Origin of the sequence: Methylotenera sp. (assembly GCF_029945705.1) — a bacterium.
In the GTDB taxonomy this organism is placed as follows: Bacteria; Pseudomonadota; Gammaproteobacteria; order Burkholderiales; family Methylophilaceae; genus Methylotenera.
In genome coordinates, this window is record NZ_JAQSDC010000009.1 from 20,231 (window position 1) to 37,205 (window position 16,975).

13 protein-coding genes are annotated in these 16,975 nt (G+C 42.7%); 4 read left to right on the forward strand and 9 right to left on the reverse strand.

What is annotated here, in order from left to right; translation table 11 throughout:
* Nucleotides 1–71: 71 nt before the first annotated feature.
* The 5 genes from PSU78_RS03260 to PSU78_RS03280 all read right to left on the reverse strand — a co-directional run bounded on the left by PSU78_RS03260 (nt 72) and on the right by PSU78_RS03280 (nt 8,451).
* Complete coding sequence (locus PSU78_RS03260) at nt 72–5,192, reverse strand: Hpt domain-containing protein (RefSeq protein ID WP_300384190.1); 5,121 nt, start codon at nt 5,190–5,192, stop codon at nt 72–74.
* 107 nt (nt 5,193–5,299) lie between these two features.
* A complete protein-coding gene (locus tag PSU78_RS03265) occupies nt 5,300–7,060 on the reverse strand; it encodes a methyl-accepting chemotaxis protein (RefSeq protein ID WP_300384193.1) in 1,761 nt (586 codons plus the stop codon).
* A 75-nt stretch (nt 7,061–7,135) separates the two neighbouring features.
* Entirely contained in the window at nt 7,136–7,669 is a 534-nt protein-coding gene (locus tag PSU78_RS03270) for a chemotaxis protein CheW (protein WP_300384196.1), read from the reverse strand.
* A 33-nt stretch (nt 7,670–7,702) separates the two neighbouring features.
* Complete coding sequence (locus tag PSU78_RS03275) at nt 7,703–8,068, reverse strand: response regulator (protein ID WP_300384199.1); 366 nt, start codon at nt 8,066–8,068, stop codon at nt 7,703–7,705.
* Nucleotides 8,069–8,070: 2 nt separating this feature from the next.
* On the reverse strand, nt 8,071–8,451 hold the full coding sequence (locus tag PSU78_RS03280) for a response regulator (RefSeq protein ID WP_300384241.1): 381 nt from the start codon (nt 8,449–8,451) through the stop codon (nt 8,071–8,073).
* Between the two features lie 395 nt (nt 8,452–8,846).
* On the opposite strand from PSU78_RS03280, the gene PSU78_RS03285 reads away from it, so the two are divergent.
* The gene (locus PSU78_RS03285; protein WP_300384202.1) at nt 8,847–9,998 is read left to right on the forward strand and encodes an FIST N-terminal domain-containing protein; all 1,152 of its coding nucleotides are present in this window, start codon (nt 8,847–8,849) and stop codon (nt 9,996–9,998) included.
* Nucleotides 9,999–10,149: 151 nt separating this feature from the next.
* Nucleotides 10,150–10,653: a thiol peroxidase gene (gene tpx, locus PSU78_RS03290; protein ID WP_300384205.1), complete on the forward strand. Its 504-nt coding sequence runs from the start codon at nt 10,150–10,152 to the stop codon at nt 10,651–10,653.
* A 92-nt stretch (nt 10,654–10,745) separates the two neighbouring features.
* Here the strand turns inward: tpx and PSU78_RS03295 are convergent, their stop codons facing one another.
* The 4 genes from PSU78_RS03295 to PSU78_RS03310 all read right to left on the reverse strand — a co-directional run bounded on the left by PSU78_RS03295 (nt 10,746) and on the right by PSU78_RS03310 (nt 15,261).
* Nucleotides 10,746–11,099, reverse strand: coding sequence for a nucleotide pyrophosphohydrolase (locus tag PSU78_RS03295; RefSeq protein ID WP_300384208.1), 354 nt, complete (start codon nt 11,097–11,099; stop codon nt 10,746–10,748).
* A 123-nt stretch (nt 11,100–11,222) separates the two neighbouring features.
* Complete coding sequence (locus PSU78_RS03300; protein ID WP_300384210.1) at nt 11,223–12,368, reverse strand: class I SAM-dependent RNA methyltransferase; 1,146 nt, start codon at nt 12,366–12,368, stop codon at nt 11,223–11,225.
* A 71-nt stretch (nt 12,369–12,439) separates the two neighbouring features.
* The gene (locus tag PSU78_RS03305; protein WP_300384213.1) at nt 12,440–13,258 is read right to left on the reverse strand and encodes a polyamine aminopropyltransferase; all 819 of its coding nucleotides are present in this window, start codon (nt 13,256–13,258) and stop codon (nt 12,440–12,442) included.
* A complete protein-coding gene (locus PSU78_RS03310) occupies nt 13,258–15,261 on the reverse strand; it encodes an RNB domain-containing ribonuclease (protein ID WP_300384216.1) in 2,004 nt (667 codons plus the stop codon). Before PSU78_RS03310 ends, PSU78_RS03305 begins: the two co-directional genes overlap by 1 nt.
* Before the next feature lie 102 nt (nt 15,262–15,363).
* Between PSU78_RS03310 and PSU78_RS03315 the strand changes: the two genes are divergently transcribed.
* Together PSU78_RS03315 and PSU78_RS03320 are read left to right on the forward strand one after the other, a co-directional pair.
* Nucleotides 15,364–16,407 (forward strand): GTP-binding protein, encoded by a 1,044-nt coding sequence (locus PSU78_RS03315; RefSeq protein WP_300384219.1) that lies wholly within the window; start codon nt 15,364–15,366, stop codon nt 16,405–16,407.
* 89 nt (nt 16,408–16,496) lie between these two features.
* The gene (locus PSU78_RS03320) at nt 16,497–16,943 is read left to right on the forward strand and encodes a hypothetical protein (RefSeq protein ID WP_300384221.1); all 447 of its coding nucleotides are present in this window, start codon (nt 16,497–16,499) and stop codon (nt 16,941–16,943) included.
* The last annotated feature ends 32 nt before the right edge of the window (nt 16,944–16,975 follow it).

Here is a 16,975-nt window from a genome sequence, read left to right on the forward strand (position 1 = left end):
ACTTAGTGAGATTAGTGACAAAAAGTTACGACTATCTACATTATTATCCTTGACAATAATGTAGATAGTTTTTAATTGTTCAGTAAAGCGTTTACCTGCTCAATGAGTTCATCATCTTGCACTGGTTTACCCAAGAACGCATTCACGCCCAATTCTTTAGCGACGTTACGGTGCTTCTCAGCAGTACGTGAACTGATGACGATTAATGGAATATTGGCAGTTTTATCGTTATCTCGCACATGGCGTGAGAACTCGAAACCATCCATACGAGGCATCTCAATATCTGTCAAAATAATATCAGGTGTGATGAGTTGAAGTTTTTGAATCGCATCCATACCATCATTGGCGGTAATCACCTCAAAGCCTTCACGCTCAAGTACGCGAGAAAGCACTTTACGCATCGTAAGTGAATCATCTACTACCAATGCTACTTTCTTTACAGTTTCAGCCACTGGCGCAAACGTTGTCACTTTAATAGCACCAATCGAAAGCGCTTCACGGTTAGCTAGTTGTACTGGGTTAATCACCAATACAATCACACCATCGCCCAATACTGTAGCGCCAATCATGCCTGGCACACGGGCTAGTTGTGTACCAATCTGCTTCATCACAACCTCTTGGTTGCCGATAATTTCATCTACGTGCAGCGCTGTGCGATACGTACCACTGCGTAATAAAACCACTGGCGTATAAGCATGTTGTTGCGCAACATGCTCAACATCACCAATTAACTTGGATAAATAATGTAAGGGATAATCACGACCCGCCCAATTTACATTACGCGCTTGGTAAGCACTCAGCAAGTCACCCTGCTTGAGCTTTTGCACTTGCTCCACCATCACAGATGGAATTGCAAACATTTTACTACCTACACGCGCCATAATCACTTGTGCAACTGACAATGTGACTGGCAAGTAGACATTAAACATAGCGCCCATACCAGTGACATTACTCACATCAATACGACCACTCAGCGCAGCAATATCACTACGTACCGCATCTAAACCAACACCACGCCCTGCAATTTGTGAGACGCTGTCAGCCGTTGAGAAGCCTGGCTCAAAAATGACTGCCATTAACGCTTGATCTGATACTTCTTGATCTGCGCTTATCAATCCTCTTTCAATGGCTTTTTGTTTCACTTTGGCAAGATTAATACCCGCGCCATCATCGGTCACAACCAATGTGATTTCATCATTCTCTAAACTGACTTTTAACTTGATTTGACCAGCTTCTGGTTTACCGAGCTTCTTACGCTCATCGGAAGACTCAAGACCGTGCGCAACGGCATTCCGTAACAAATGTTCTAAAGGTGCGCCCATCTTATCCAATACACCACGATCTAGCTCGATACTCTCGCCTTCAATGACCATTTCAACGCGTTTATTCAACTCTCTTGCGGTTTGTCTAACAATACGTTGTAAACGCTCCGATATAGTTGCGAATGGCAACATACGAACACCCATTAAACCCTGTTGCAGCTCACGATTCATACGGTTTTGCTGTTGCAAAGCTGCATCAGTCTGGTCAAGATTTAATACTAATCCGTGTTGAATTGTTGCAACGTCGTTAACGCTCTCGGCCATCATACGTGTGAGTTCTTGCAGACGCGTAAATCGGTCAAACTCAAGCGGATCGAATGTCTCATTCGCCTCTTGCAACAAGCTCATACGAGACTGCATCTGCGTTTCAGCTTCAATTTCCAGCTCACGCAAATAAGCACGCATTCTGCTGATACTATCGGTTAGATCTGATGAAGACTGTTTGAAGCTTTGCATCTCTCGATCCATTCGAGAACGCATAATTGAAACTTCACCAGCCTCGTTAATCAATCTATCCAGCACGTCTGCCCGCATACGTAAGAATTGTGACTTACGTTCCACTGAGCGCGTCGGCGCAGTGACTGTTGCAGCCACGTCTTCATCTTGAGCAGAAACCTTCACGCCGCCAGTAATATCTTCCAGCATGTAGCCAATATGGTCGAACTCGACAAACATTTCATCAAAGTCATCGGCAGTGGCTTTATGGCGCAGAGCATGAATCACGCGATCTTCCATTTTATGCACGCTGTCGCCAATATTACTTTGCCCGGCCATACGCGCACTACCTTTTAAGGTGTGTAAAGCGCGCTGTAGAGAATCTGGATACTCCGCCTCATGTGGATTTGCTCGCCAGCCACGTAAATCTCTGCCGACCTGCGGCACTAATTCACGCGCCTCTTCAACAAACAAACCAAGCAACTCTTGATCTACAGCCAATTCTTTAAGCTGGTTATCTGGAATATCAGCTAACACAGCATCATTCTCTAACAATGGAATAGCTTCAGATTGCTCCTGTAGCGCTTGTATAGCTTCAGCAATTTCGTTTTCATTCACCACTGGTGCAATATCAGCCTCAATCACTTCTTCATCGAGCTGAACCGCGTCTTTAGGTAAACTTTCTTTAGTTTTGCGTTTTTTAACTGACCTACCCTTAGCTTCCGTTTGCTGAGTTTCAGCTTGGTGTTCAAGCACAGCAGCTTCAGCTTGTTGAGTGGCAATTGCTTGCATTGCCGCAGTTGATTCACTTAATGCAAGAATTAACGCACGCGCCGATTTTGGATTTTTAAGCGCTTTCGCCTTTTCCAAACCATCCGCCAAGGCTTTAACTACATTTCCATACAAGGCAATATGTTGCTCAGTCCACACTCCAGCATGCTCATCTAACCAATGCTCTAAACCTCTGGCTAAATCACCTGTTGGATTAAAACCTGCCGTAAGCGCATTGCTGCCCAAGGTATGCGCCGCGCGACAACTATCATCAGTAGGTAACTCTGTTGAATTAGCGACTAAAGCCTTTTGTGCTTCAATCAATGTTTCCAAATGCTGCTGGGCTTCAGCTAAGAATATATTAAAGAACGCCTTGCTTAATGTTCTTGTACCGCCGATGACTACTTCTTCTTTTTGCGGTTTTGGCTTATGTATAGCTAAATCATGCTCAAACTCGGACTCAAGTTCGGTTGCACGCTGTTGGAACGGGGTGGGGTCTAATGTAACAATTTTATTTTTCTGTAGTTCTGCTACCCAACCAGCAAATTCCGCACTGACATTTTCAACAAACGCCAACTGCTTAACCGTAGGAAAAGCTTTGCGCTCCATGACTAAATTGAGTAATTTTTCAACAGACCAAGCCACATCACTCATACCGACCAAGCCTACAGTGCGACCGCTACCTTTAAGGGTGTGGTAAGCACGACGCACTTCCACCAATGCTTCGCTTTCTGTAGGGTTGATTCGTAAGGCTTGCAGATGTTGAGCAAGACTGACTAAGACCTCTTCCGCTTCAGTGAGGAATATATCTTGAAGTTCTTCATCAACGGCTTTATCTGTGACGACTGCATGTGCTGAAGCCTCTGAGTCCGCAACGGCAACTTCATTCGCGGTGTTAGTAATTTCTGAAGCCTCAACGACATGAGCATTAGGTGCTTCATTCTCGACTTGAGCGTTGTGATCAAGCAAAGTATTAAACACTTTTGCAGCTTGTTCTAGCCGTATTAATGCCCCAGATAATGCAGATTCAGATTCGGCTCTAACATTAGGTAGCTCTTCCGCGTATAGCCCTAACATACTTAAGCTTTCAGCCACCAGCTCGAATTTTGAGTGGCGGCTTTCATCGTCAGAGTGAACTTTAAAATGCTCAACATAGACCGATGCTAGCTGCGTGATTGCTTTTGGTACTGGCATTTCCAGCATATCGAACGCTGCTGCAACTTGCTGTAAAGGTTTTGTGGTTTCGTCTAAAACAGCTACATTTTCAGGGTTTCTAAAGTAGGTATCAAAAGCTTTTTCAGCACGTTGCAATTCACTAATAATTTGTTTAGCGACAGCTTCGGTCACATTCGCATCTAAATGTTCACTTGCAAAAGCATCCACGGCAGGCGCAAGCGCTTTACCTTTGATAATGGATTGTAAGCGCGATGTTTGCGTGGTGATTTTTTGATCAGCCTCAGCATCCAACTGTTGATAATATTCACCAATGTATTCAAGCAAGTTAAGCGATGCGGCCACTTCAATAAAAGCGCTTTCGTTGATTTTAGCTTTATCTGCTTGCAGTGCTTTTACCGTTGCTTGAATCGCGTTGATGAGCTTAAGTACTCTTTGATTGTTCAAACTGAGCAACACCATAGACAGATGATTAAGCTTATCGGCAAAACCATCAAAATCTACCACTGAGTTACTTGTACTAACACCTGCCCATAAATCTTTTAACGCAGGTAAATCCGCATTGAGTTGAGCCAGCGCGGCACGTTCCGCAGCGGTTGCAGCTGTCGCACCATGTCGATCACTTGCGGGTAAGAAGTCATCTAACTCAAACAGTTCTTTTACACGACCAATTTCATCAGTGCTGCTATCGCTGACTGCCACGTAATAAAGTAGGTTTCGCAATAATTGAGATGGTGCTTTTAAATCACCTAAAGACATATTGCGCAGCTGTTGGTCTAGTCTGCTACATAGTTTTCTTGCGCCAGCTTGTTCAGCCACAGGCGCTTGAGCTAAAGCGTCCGTAAATGCTGTTGCTGTCCACCACAGTGTTTTTAAGGCATTTTTCTGTTGAACTTGCTGCACATTCGACATCGCCAAGCGCATCTGATTAAGCGAGTCAGCATCTTTAGTCCGCAGCCAATCTAGTAGTGCTTTTTGGAAAACTGGACGCTGCTCTGACACGAAAATTGGTATTGCCGACTCTTCAATCGGGTTACTAGGCAAATCTTTAGGTGCGCTATAGCTGGTATCTGGGTAAAACAAATCGCTAATATCTAAGGATTCACCTTGCAGCTCAACCAGTGGATTTAAACTTTCGTAAAGCCTTGTTGGCGTATCCTGCATACCGTTTAGCAAGTCTTGCAAATATCTGGAAAGGGCATCTACCGCCTGCATTAAAGCGGTCATCACTGGCTGGCTAACAGCTATCTGTAGCTTTTCTAGTTTACTGGTGAGCTTTTCAATTTCAGAACAATAACGCTTACAACCTTCAAGGCCAACCATATCTAAAGCGCCGCTCACTTGGTATAAGTGAGCAGTAGTAAAACGCAAAGTTGCCACTTCACCAGGCTTATCCATCACTACGATGAAACTGTCTTGCACTTTTTTAAGTGACTGATCAATCTCATCTTTTACCCAAGACAATGGGCCAATATCAAATGCTTCAGCCATTATTTGCCCCGATTTTATTTTGCGTTATTCTCATGGAGTTTATTTATATTCCATTGCTTTATAGTTCACAGCCAAGTAGATACGTACTTTTATAAAGGTCGTAACGCTTAAAGTTTAAAACCCGCTACAGAAGAACGTAACTCTTCAGCAAGTGATGTCAGCTGACCGACAGAATCTGCGGTTAATTGCGTACCTTCTGTTGTTTGTGTCGTAATTTCTTGAATCAACTGCATATTGTTAGCTACCGTTGTTGCTGATTCAGTTTGCGCATTCGTTGCAGCAGAAATTGACTGAATTAATCGCGCCAAGTTATTAGTAACTGTTTCAATTTCCGTCAGCGCCTGACCCGCAGCATCAGCAACTCGCGCACCCTCAACCACACCCTCGGTACTCTTCTCCATCGCAACCACTGCGCCGTGCGTATCCGTTTGAATGGTTTTCACAATGGCACTAATTTGTTTAGTCGCTTCAGATGAGCGTTCCGCCAAGCGCTGAATCTCTTCCGCAACCACCGTAAAGCCTCGTCCCGCTTCACCAGCAGATGCCGCTTGAATCGCGGCGTTCAACGCTAGAATGTTGGTTTGTTCAGTAATATCAGAAATCAATTCTACAATTTCACTAATCTCTTGTGAGCTTTCACCCAAACGTTTAATACGTTTTGAAGTTTCCTGAATTTGTGTACGAATTTCGTTCATTCCAGAAATGGTATTTTGTACCGCTTGTGAACCTTGCGAAGCCGCTTCTAATGAGCGCTGCGCTACCTGTGAAGCCTGTGCCGCGTTGCTAGAAACTTGTAGAATAGAGCGCGTCATATCAGTCACCGCGTCAGTTGTTTGCATAATTTGATCAGACTGCGTTTCTGCAGCACTCAACAATTGTGATGATGTACCTTGCGCAACCGAAGTCGCAGAAGTTACCTGCTCCGTCGCACGGTTAATCTCCGTCACCAAATCTCGCAAGCTATCAATCGTATAGTTAATAGAGTCAGCAATCGCACCCGTAATACTGTCTCGCACTTGCGCTTTTACGGTTAAATCCCCATCCGCCAAGTCACCCATCTCATCAAGCAGTTGCAGAACGGCTGCTTGATTATCCTGACCTTCTTTAGCGAGCTGGTTCGTCAAACCAGATGATTGTTCTACTTGTTTTTTACCAAAGAAGTACATCAAAAGTACGATAACCAAACCGATTAATAACAACAAGAATAATACCAGTTTAATAAAGCTACTTTGCGATTCAATTAAGGCATTGTTTTCACTTTGCACTTCATTAATAAACGAATTACCTGTTTGCTGTGCCACCTCAAAAGCAGAAGTTAAATCAGACAAAGGAGCTGATGCCGCCACTGTACCCAATGGTAGAGCGGGAATAAAGCGTGTGTGCGCCACTTGGAAGAAATTTTCACCAGCTTTAATCGTTGCTGATAAGGAACCTTGCAGCTTTTGATTGGTAATGTTTTTTTGCCAGTAAGCAGCACGCTCTTTAAATAAAGTTTCAAATTTAGCAGCATTAGCAATCGCTTTGTCACGCTTATCGTTATTAAAATTTGTTGAAGCTACATAGGCTTGGTTATAGAACGCAAAAGCATCCACGGGGTAAAGTGGTGGAGGTAAAGCATCCGCCGTCAAATCTTGATACTGTTTCAAGCTGTTGTAAACTGGACCATTCACTCGCACTTGGTTAACCACCCAAAAACTCAAAGCAGCAAACAATATAAACGCAACGATTTGAAGGTATAACTGTCTAAAACTACCACTCATACCAGTAGCACTAGACGAACCCACACCTGTAGTTTTGTTTTTCAGGTTATTGAAGAAGCTGCCTATTTGTAAAGGCAGATTTTTTACTACCGCAAGATTTAATGCCATTTTGAACCCCAGTTCACAGAATTATTCTGCTTTATAAAAATAATCATCATGCTTTAAATATTCACTAGCTTACTGCTAACTTATGGTTGGCTGAATAAATGCCTTATCCTGTACCAAGGCTTCAACATTTAGCTCAAACCATTCGTTTTTATCAGCGTCTTCATAGGAGTTTTCACTCAAGAATGTTTCTTTATTTTTATTTTTTTTAGCTGCTGGCTTATGTTTCATCGATTCCACACTACGAAGCCCCACCAAGCTATCTATCACAACTGCGACTTGTGTTGTCACTTCGGAGTTGATAAGCACAATACGGTTATTAATTGATTTCGCAGTCGGAGGCAAGCCCATAAACTGGGCCAAATCTGTAATGTTATATAAATTACCCCGTACGTTAGCTACGCCTAAAAACCACGGTAACGTTAGGGGGACATGCTGCATAGGTGGCAAAGGTAAAACCTCGCTAACTTCATGCAAATTGATGAGCACTCTCTTTGAACCTACGATAACACCTAAACGAGAGGTGGAGACCGCGCTACCTTTTGCGGTTGCTTCTTTAAGACGCAACAGAATTGCTTCTTGAAATTCTCGTAGATTAGAGGTTTTAGCCATATTTGTGATGTCAACTTATCAATTAAGCTGTTTTTATTCTAAGGTTTTAATTAACGATAACAAATCAGCACTCACTACAGGCTTAGTCACACAAGCTTTTGCACCCATCTTTAAAGCCCAAGCTAAATCTGTCGCCTGTGACTTGCCTGTACAAAGAATCACTGGAATATGCGAAGTTGCAGCCTCTTTAGTCAAAGTTCGCGTTACTTGAAAGCCCGTTAAACCCGGCATCACCACATCACACAAAATTAAATCTGGGTGTTTTGCAGCCACTTTAGCTAAGCACTCTTCACCACTTTCTGCACCAATCACGGTGTAGCCCGCAGTTTCTAATAATTCCGTTAAAAAGAATCGATCAGTTGCTGAGTCGTCTACAACTAAAATTGTTTGAATTGCCATATTTATTCTGCCTCTTGTGGGTTAGCTTTACTAATTGCAGCGTAAGTTTGCACTGCGTCTAACAATGTTTCTTGTGTAAAAGGTTTGGTCAGGTATTGATCAGAACCTACCATGCGACCACGCGCGCGATCGAACAAGCCATCTTTGCTTGAAAGCATGATGACAGGCGTGCTTTTGTAACGTGCATTTCTTTTGATTAGTGAACAGGTTTGATAACCATCGAGCCTAGGCATCATGATGTCAACAAAAATAATATCTGGATGTTCGTTTGAAATTTTGGCTAAAGCATCAAATCCATCTTCCGCCAAAATGACTGAGCATCCTGAGTTTTTAAGGAATATTTCAGCACTACGACGTATGGTATTACTGTCATCAATGACCATCACTTTAATTGCAGATAACTGCTCTAAAGTCAGCTTTTGTTGCAGTTCCTTACCCAGCTCTTCTTGACTTGGCTTTTTTTGGCTCACCAGCAAGCTCCCTTATTTATGCGCAGTACTAAAGTTGTTTCTGCTCAATTGAACTCATTATTTCACATTGTATCTACAGAATCATCGAATAAGCAATAGGTTTAACAAACATATGCAATATATTAACTTATATAGGTATTATCGAATTTGCGTAAATATGAATATATATAATAAAATTATTACAATTACCCATATGGGTAGCATATAATAATTTGTTAACATTTGTTACAAATTATAACAACTGTATTAAAAGTACAATAATGGGTACAAAAAGCTTGATGTTTAAGGCTAAAACTTAAGGGATGAGCATGATAGTAAAACAAGAATCTTTGACAGCTAAAATGACATTAAAAGATCTGCCTGCAGCCTCACCTCTGCCTATGGCAAACTTAGTATTGGTATTTGGCTCAGTAAAGCGCTTTGGGGACTCAAAGTTGGATAGCATATTAAAAACCCGTTATCCTGCGGCACAAATTATTGGTTGCTCCACTTCGGGCGAAATATCAGCAGACGGCGTTTTTGATGACAGCTTGCAAATTACTGCTGTATTGTGGGAAAAAACCATACAGCGTGTGACTCATACCAAAATGACTAGCATGCAAAACTCTTATGAAACTGCCGTCGAGCTTGCACGCCAACTGAAATCTGACGATTTAAAAGCAGTGTTAGTTTATTCCGATGGGCTAAGCGTGAACGGCTCTGAGCTTTTAGAGGGCTTTAAAAGTGTATTGGGCGACATTCCACTCATGGGCGGCATGGCTGGCGATGGATTTAATTTTAGCCAAACTGTGCAAATTTTCAACGAAACCATTTCAAATGGCCTTGTTATTGCCGTTGGTTTGTATGGCAAAAACTTGGTAGCAGCCGCTGGTGTAGGTCGAGGCTGGAAACCGTATGGCCCACCACGCAAAGTCACTCGTTCAGAAAAGAACGTGGTTCTAGAACTTGATGGCAAACCCGCCCTACCTCTCTATAATATGTACATAGGCGCACAAACAGCAAAAGGCTTACCAGGCAGCGGATTAAAATTCCCCTTTGCCATTATTGAAGAAGGCAAACGTGACATTGAGAAAATTCGCACACTACTAGCCATCGATAGCGCTAAAAACAGCCTTACTTTTGCAGGTAACGTAGATGAAGGTGAAACGGTGCGCTTCTGCCAAGCTACTCATGACAGGCTAGTTGAAGGTGCGGGTGATGCGGCACATTTAGTCACTAACCAAACCAGTACCAATCAAACAGGATTAGCTATTTGTGTGAGCTGTGTTGGTCGTAAAGGCGTAATGGCAGAATTAGTTGTGGACGAAGTCAAGCTGGTTAAACAAATTCTAGGCTCACAAACTGCGATTACAGGCTTTTATTCTTATGGTGAGTTTGCACCGCGTCCTGATACTAGCGATAGCGTACTGCATAACCAAACGATGACCATTGGTTACTTAAGTGAAGATTTATTTGCTTAATTTCACCACTGACAAATAGCAAAAGACCTTATTAAAACAAGGGATTATGCTTGTAAAAATTATCAAACGCTCAGTGCAAACTGGGCGTTTTTGTTTTATGATAGCGGGTCTAGCATTTCTATTCAAAACCCATAAAAAGAGGAAAATCATCATGACAAATACAGTCACTTTAAAAGGCGGCCCCGTTGCAATCGGCGGCAACTTTCCACAAAAAGGCCAAACAGCCCCAGATTTTCAACTTGCTGATGCAAAACGCAACTTGGTAGGACTAGATGCATTCACTGGTAAACGTAAAGTGCTCAACATATTCCCAAGTATTGATACTCCAACTTGCGCAACATCAGTACGTACATTTAACCAAAAAGCGAGCAGTATGAACAACACCGTTGTGTTGTGCATTTCTGCTGATTTGCCATTCGCGCAAAGCCGTTTCTGCGGCGCTGAAGGCATTGAAAACGTAGTTAACTTGTCTACATTCCGTGACACTGCAAAATTTTCAAAAGACTACGGTGTGCAAATTTTAGATAGCAGCCTAGCTGGTTTAACAACACGCGCAGTTGTAGTGTTGGATGAAAATAACAATGTTTTGCATAGTGAATTGGTTTCAGAGATTGCTGATGAGCCTAACTATGACGCTGCATTAGCTAGCTTGTAATTCATATCCATTAAATACTAAAAAGTATTTAATCAACTGCCCTGCAAGCCTTTAGTTGATAAGGTTTGTAGGGCAGAATAGTTTTAAAAGCGCTACAAATATTCCGTGTATCTAGCGTTACTCCCACGCGCTTTTTCTACTGGATACTTTTTTGCGTTCAGTTCAATTTTAGCATTCGCAGCTTCAATTAAGTCTATCTTCAACACTTCAGCAATTCTTAGCAAATAGACAAAAGTATCAGCCAGCTCATGACTAACAGCCTCCCGCTTTTCGGGCGTTAACTGTTGACTTTCTTGAGGCGTATCCCATTGAAACTGCTCAACTAATTCCGCGGCTTCAACAATCATCGCCATTGCTAGATTTTTTGGCGTATGAAACTGCGCCCAATCACGCTCGGTGACAAATTGATCAATCTTGTCGCGTAAATTATCCAGCGAATCAGTCATGAACACTCCTATTAATCAATTGATGCCAAATGTAGGAGCGACTTTTAGTCGCGATTGCAATATCCCTATCGCGACTAAAAGTCGCTCCTACAACAAACATTTCTATTGGTGGCAAAGTTAATTCTACTTACGGTTACTGCCCGCCACCATTTTAATTTCGAACAAGCGGCACTCTAAAGAGCCGTTGAATAATGGCGTACGCTTACTCGGTGTTAATCGCATCACTTTAGGCATGGTTAAATCATTGGTTAAGAAATATGTATTCCAGCCTGCAAATTTACGTTTTAACACTTCGCCCATTTTAGGATAAAGCAGCGCCAAATCGTCGCCTTCACCAATGCGCACGCCATATGGAGGATTTGCCACAAGCACGCCACTATCTGCAGGTGGAACAACCGCAATCATATCAACATGTGATAACTGCACCGCCTCTAACAATCCTGCATCTTCCAAGTTTTGCTTACTAATTCGCACTGCGCGCAAATCGATATCTGAGCCATAAATTTTTTGAAAACTTACTTTTTTTACTTTACTCAAAGCTTGGTTTTTAATCTTACTCCAAACCTCTGGCACGAAAGTATTCAGTTTTTCAAAACCGAAACTCCTTTTGTAACCTGGCGCCATGTCTAACGCAATCATCGCGGCCTCTAGTAAAAATGTACCGCTACCACACATTGGGTCTAACAAAGGCTGCCCCACTTGCCAACCAGAGAGCTTTAAAATTCCAGCCGCCAAGTTCTCACGCAAAGGCGCTTCAATGCTTGCACCGCGATTACCACGTTGATACAAAGCGGCGCCAGAAGTATCCAAATAGAACTGATATTCGTCAGCTGCCAAGTAGGCGTGAATACGTACAGCTGGTGTTTTGGTATCAATGTATGGGCGGCTGCCTACAGCCATTCTAAACTTGTCACACACCGCATCTTTGATTTTTAAGGTGGCGAATTCTAAGCTCTTAAGCGGACATTTCACGCCAGTCACTTTAACCATAAAGTCATTTTTTACATCAAACCATTGTGGCCAATTAAGTTTGTATGCACCTTCAAACAAATCCTCTTCGTTCAAATACTTACCACGTGCTACTTGCCACAAAATACGTGTAGCAATACGCGAATGTAGATTTGCCGCATAGCATACTGCCCAGTCGCCATCAAAACTCACGCCGCCATCGGTTAGCTTGATTGATTTGGCATTCACTGCTTGTAGTTCATCTGCAAGTAATTGCTCTAAACCACGTGGGCAAGTTGCGAAATAACGATTGGGTATCATAATAAATATTCTTAATTAAAGTGTTTAAATACTGCTGGTTTGTTTGCTACTTATTGGGTCTCAGGTAGAACTTAAATATTGCTCGCGTCGCCTCTAAGCATCAGTCTTTTTTGATACACCTGATTATCATTGCATAGTTTATCGATGAAATCAGAAAACTCTATCTGATGTTTTGCTTCAAGCGTTTTTGCACGCTCTTGCAAATGCGCTACACTCAAGTTGCTAGGGGCTTTATTAAAGCCAAAAACAACGATATTCCCAGGCTTACCAGTGCGCATCATCAGCACTTTTTGCTCAAAACTTTGCTCGATACGCTGCAAATAAACATCAAAATTCTTATCGCTGCCCCATAGATTAATCACGAATATGCCATCGCATTTTAAAGTCGCCGAGCATTGATCAAAAAAATCTTGGCTGCAAAAATCTGGCGGAATACCGTTGCTATCAAATGCATCAATTAATAATATATCCGTCGCATTGATATGCTCAGCTAAATACTGCAAGCCATCGCCCTCAATCACGTCAAAACGCTCATCATTTTCTGGCACCGCAAATTGATTACGCGCCATTTGAATCACTTTTGAATTAATCTCAACGATAGTGCTGGTAATTTCAGGGCAGTTCTTATAAGTATATTTTGCGACAGAGCCACCACCCAAGCCTATGGTGAGCATCTCTTTAACATTATTCTTAAAAAGCAAAAAGCACATAATGCCACGTGTGTAGGTTAGCTCCAACGCAAACGGATCGCGTATGCGCATAGCGCTTTGTACGGTGACTGAACCTAAATGCAATGAGCGCACGCCATCGGTTTCGCTCACATAAACCGTTTCATCTGCCGCGCTAGTATGGGTGAAATTGCGCATTAAATGTTTAGCTACACGAAACATTAAGCCGCCTCAACTTCAACTGCATCGTCAGGGGTGGCTAAATCAGCATCACTTACACCTTCGGAATTCAATTCAACAGTCTCTGGCTCTAAATTATCCAAACCTTCGATATCCGCATCATCAAAATCCACAGGCGCAGCGGCCTCTTCTAGCACCTGTACAAATTTAGTACGCAAATCCAACATCAGCGTGTCTACTTCTTGTACTTGCAAGCTCACACGCGTGCCTGATTTAAGCTCTGGCAAGCCGTAAACTTTAGTCATATAAGGCATATTATCTAAACGCACTAAGTTCTCGCGCCAAACGGTTGCGTGAAGCTCTTGCACATTCTCTTGAATTAAATATTGTAAACACCAATAGCGCTCCATACGCGTTTGAAACTCGCTATAGGCCTTGTAAGTTAACTCAAAGTTGCGCATGTGTGTGGTCAGCGCATCGCTATTTTGAGGATAAACTGGCAGATTATTTTGCACTACGCTGATGATTTGGCGCTGATTAATTAAATCTACTGCGCGGCGCAAAGGTGACGTGCTCCATGCATATTGCGCCACACCCAAGCCTTGATGCGGCTCGGCCTTGGTGGTCATATAGACTCTGCCGCCCATTTGTGCGCGATACAAACCTGGCACTTCATGTGAAGCCAATAATGCGCCCCATTGATTGTTGGCTTCTATCATCAACTCAGCCACGAGTTTATCCATAGGTGAACCACGATGGCGACCCACGATACTTACTTTATCGTCTGTGACATAAAAGTTATAGTCAACTTGTGGTGGTTTTGTCGGGTCGTATTTACCACGAGACTTTTCTAAAGAAACCGCCAAGTTAAACAAATACAGCAATTTAGCCCAATATGGATGGCCGCTATCAGCTTCCAGTGTAGTTTCGTTAAAGAATGGTTCTAATGTATCGTGGCGTAAATTATCGGCCACTTTAATCAACTCAACTTTGCTATCACGTTGAATAATTTCTAGCGCCTCATTCACATGCAAATACAGAGATAACACAGGTTTAATCTGCCCTGCATCCAAACTAAATGGGCGAATAGCAGTTTCTGGCAGCATGGTAATTTTGTTACCTGGCATGTAGACGGTAGATAAGCGCTGCATCACCTCTTTATCGAGCGTGCCATCAACGGTAATGCCTAAGGCTGGCGCAGCGATATGAATACCAACGCGAGTGATGCCATCGGCTAGCTGTTTAATTGAAAATGCATCGTCAATTTCTGTGGTTGTGCTGTCATCGATACTAAAGGCTTCCGCATCGGCCATAGGTAAATCAACATTTAAATCAAAACTTAAATCAGCAGAAATCTCTGCAATTTGCTCAGAGGTAAAATCTGTACCCTTAGAAAAGTATTCACGTAAAAAAGCACCTAAGTGATAATCATGAACTGACGGAATCGCACCACAGATATGCATTAGCTTGAGATGACTTAAATGCAACGCACTCGCCGCCGCGTCTAATGTTTTATATTCAAAAGCATTTTTATCTGGCTCATAAAGCAACATATCGCGCTTTTGCATGAGCTCTTCTGGCATTTTGTGTGACTTTAAATCTTCGACAAAGGCGGCCATTTTCTCGGCTAATAGGCGTTTTTTCTCTAGGCCTGCCAGTGCAGCTTTTAATATTTCAGCAGGTGCCGCTTTATACCGCCCTTTACCTTTACGATTAAAATATACTGGCGCACTATGCAGCTTAATGGCAATCGCCGCAGCCTCAATTGAGGTTGGTTTACGGCCATAATAATCAGCAGAAAACTCTTCAAAACCAAACTCAGTTTCACCACAGCATTCCCACAGAAAATCTAACTCTAGCGTTTCCGCTACGATATTAGCCGCTTCCATAAAGCCAGCCAATGGCGTTTCAAAGCGCATTAACACATTGCTGGCTTTCACCTTGGTGCGCTTGCCACTCACAGACTCCACCTGCAAAGCGCCCTGCGTTTCGGTCATGATGGAGGCAATTTTAAAACTGCCGTCTTCTTCAAAAAATACGTTCATAAATGCTTATATGCGTTGTTCTAACTAAATTAGTGACATTTTACCTTGTATTAGCTAATTCGCTTTATTGCATTTAAAATATAGCCATGGACAACTATTACTATGGATAAACGCATCCCCGTCACTTTACTCACTGGCTTTTTAGGCAGTGGCAAAACTACATTACTGAATAAACTCCTGCATCATCCTGATATGCGCGATACCGCGATTATCATTAATGAGCTAGGCGATGCGGGCTTAGACCAAATTTTCGCTAATAGCAACTTAGCGCAAAATATTGAAAACGAACATATTGCCGACAATACCGTGCTGCTTAGCTCTGGCTGTTTATGCTGCACACTCAAAAATGAGTTGGCTGATACCATGCGTGACTTGTTTTTTAAACGCGCTCTGCAAGCTATTCCGCAATTTAATCGACTGATTATTGAAACCACAGGCATGGCCGACCCAGGCCCGATACTTGCCAACTTAATGAACGAACCTGTGATTGAGTCTGTTTACCGTTTGGATGCAGTCGTCGTGACTATAGACAGCGTTTATGGCTTGCAGCAAATTGAAGACAATACCGAAGCATTAAAACAAGTGGCTGTGGCAGATGTATTGGTGCTCACTAAAACAGACTTAGCTAGCGCCGAGCAAGTTAACGCGCTTAAAGAAAAGCTCATCAGCATCAACCCTGGGGCAACGCAACATAAAATAGTGCATGGCGAGCTGGACCCAGCTTTTGTAGTCGATGTAGGTTTATTTGACTTAACAACTAAACAAGCTGAGCCACAACGCTGGTTGCGGGCACCAATTAAGCCAGTGCAGCCCAAAGGTACTTTGCCCTCAAGCCAGCCTCAAAAATCACACGATGACGAAATCACCAGCTTCACCGTTGCCATGCCCAACCCGCTTAACTGGTCACAATTAAAACCACACTTATTAAAATTTTGCCAAAAATATGGCAAAAACCTATTACGATTAAAAGGCATTATCCATGCGGCAGACCAGACTGCGCCACTTGCCATTCATGCCGTACACTTCACGCCCTACCCACCCACATTACTAGAAGGTTGGAGCGAAGAGGAACCATTATCGCGTATTGTGATTATTGGCAAAGGCTTAGATGAAATGGAAATTAGGAAAGCATTAACGCAGTTTTAACACCAAACTGCTGTGTTGCAATTTAGTTAAAATACTCTAATTACCTGAGTTTTTATTTAATGTTTATTTTAAGTTGAGGCTTTTCATATATGTGTGCCATTCTTGATATACTCTCTTCCGTTGACTTCTGGAAATTTGCACTTCCACTTCTGGGTGCTGTAGTAGCATGGTTCGCCAACGAATGGCGAAAGCGAATCGCCGATCAGTATCAAAGGAAGGAAGCTAACTACAAGGAGCTTTTGCATGCTTTGCGAGGCTTCTATGTTGGTGCAAGCAATGCCGACGAATTAAAGAGTGATTTTCTAAATCAGTTAAACATTGCGTGGCTCTACTGCCCAGATGATGTAATCAAAAATGGTTACGCCTTTTTAGATACTGTGCACACACATAGGGTATCTCTTGACGCCGAAAAAGAACGTGCCTTGGGAGTATTTGTAGCAGCTATTCGCTGCGACCTTCTCTCTCGTAAATTGGTGCGAAAAACAAAGCTATCTCCAACCGACTTTAGACATATTGGCGTAAATAAGTCCGCATAGGATGTAGCTGATAGTGCGCCAATAAGCGAAGC

Excerpts from the sequence above, each read along its gene's own strand:
- PSU78_RS03260 (WP_300384190.1), bottom strand. The coding sequence starts at position 5,192 with ATGGCTGAAGCATTTGATATTGGCCCATTGTCTTGGGTAAAAGATGAG.
- PSU78_RS03265 (WP_300384193.1), bottom strand. The coding sequence starts at position 7,060 with ATGGCATTAAATCTTGCGGTAGTAAAAAATCTGCCTTTACAAATAGGC.
- PSU78_RS03270 (WP_300384196.1), bottom strand. The coding sequence starts at position 7,669 with ATGGCTAAAACCTCTAATCTACGAGAATTTCAAGAAGCAATTCTGTTG.
- PSU78_RS03275 (WP_300384199.1), bottom strand. The coding sequence starts at position 8,068 with ATGGCAATTCAAACAATTTTAGTTGTAGACGACTCAGCAACTGATCGA.
- PSU78_RS03280 (WP_300384241.1), bottom strand. The coding sequence starts at position 8,451 with ATGGTCATTGATGACAGTAATACCATACGTCGTAGTGCTGAAATATTC.
- PSU78_RS03285 (WP_300384202.1), top strand. The coding sequence starts at position 8,847 with ATGATAGTAAAACAAGAATCTTTGACAGCTAAAATGACATTAAAAGAT.
- tpx (WP_300384205.1), top strand. The coding sequence starts at position 10,150 with ATGACAAATACAGTCACTTTAAAAGGCGGCCCCGTTGCAATCGGCGGC.
- PSU78_RS03295 (WP_300384208.1), bottom strand. The coding sequence starts at position 11,099 with ATGACTGATTCGCTGGATAATTTACGCGACAAGATTGATCAATTTGTC.
- PSU78_RS03300 (WP_300384210.1), bottom strand. The coding sequence starts at position 12,368 with ATGATACCCAATCGTTATTTCGCAACTTGCCCACGTGGTTTAGAGCAA.
- PSU78_RS03305 (WP_300384213.1), bottom strand. The coding sequence starts at position 13,258 with ATGTTTCGTGTAGCTAAACATTTAATGCGCAATTTCACCCATACTAGC.
- PSU78_RS03310 (WP_300384216.1), bottom strand. The coding sequence starts at position 15,261 with ATGAACGTATTTTTTGAAGAAGACGGCAGTTTTAAAATTGCCTCCATC.
- PSU78_RS03315 (WP_300384219.1), top strand. The coding sequence starts at position 15,364 with ATGGATAAACGCATCCCCGTCACTTTACTCACTGGCTTTTTAGGCAGT.
- PSU78_RS03320 (WP_300384221.1), top strand. The coding sequence starts at position 16,497 with ATGTGTGCCATTCTTGATATACTCTCTTCCGTTGACTTCTGGAAATTT.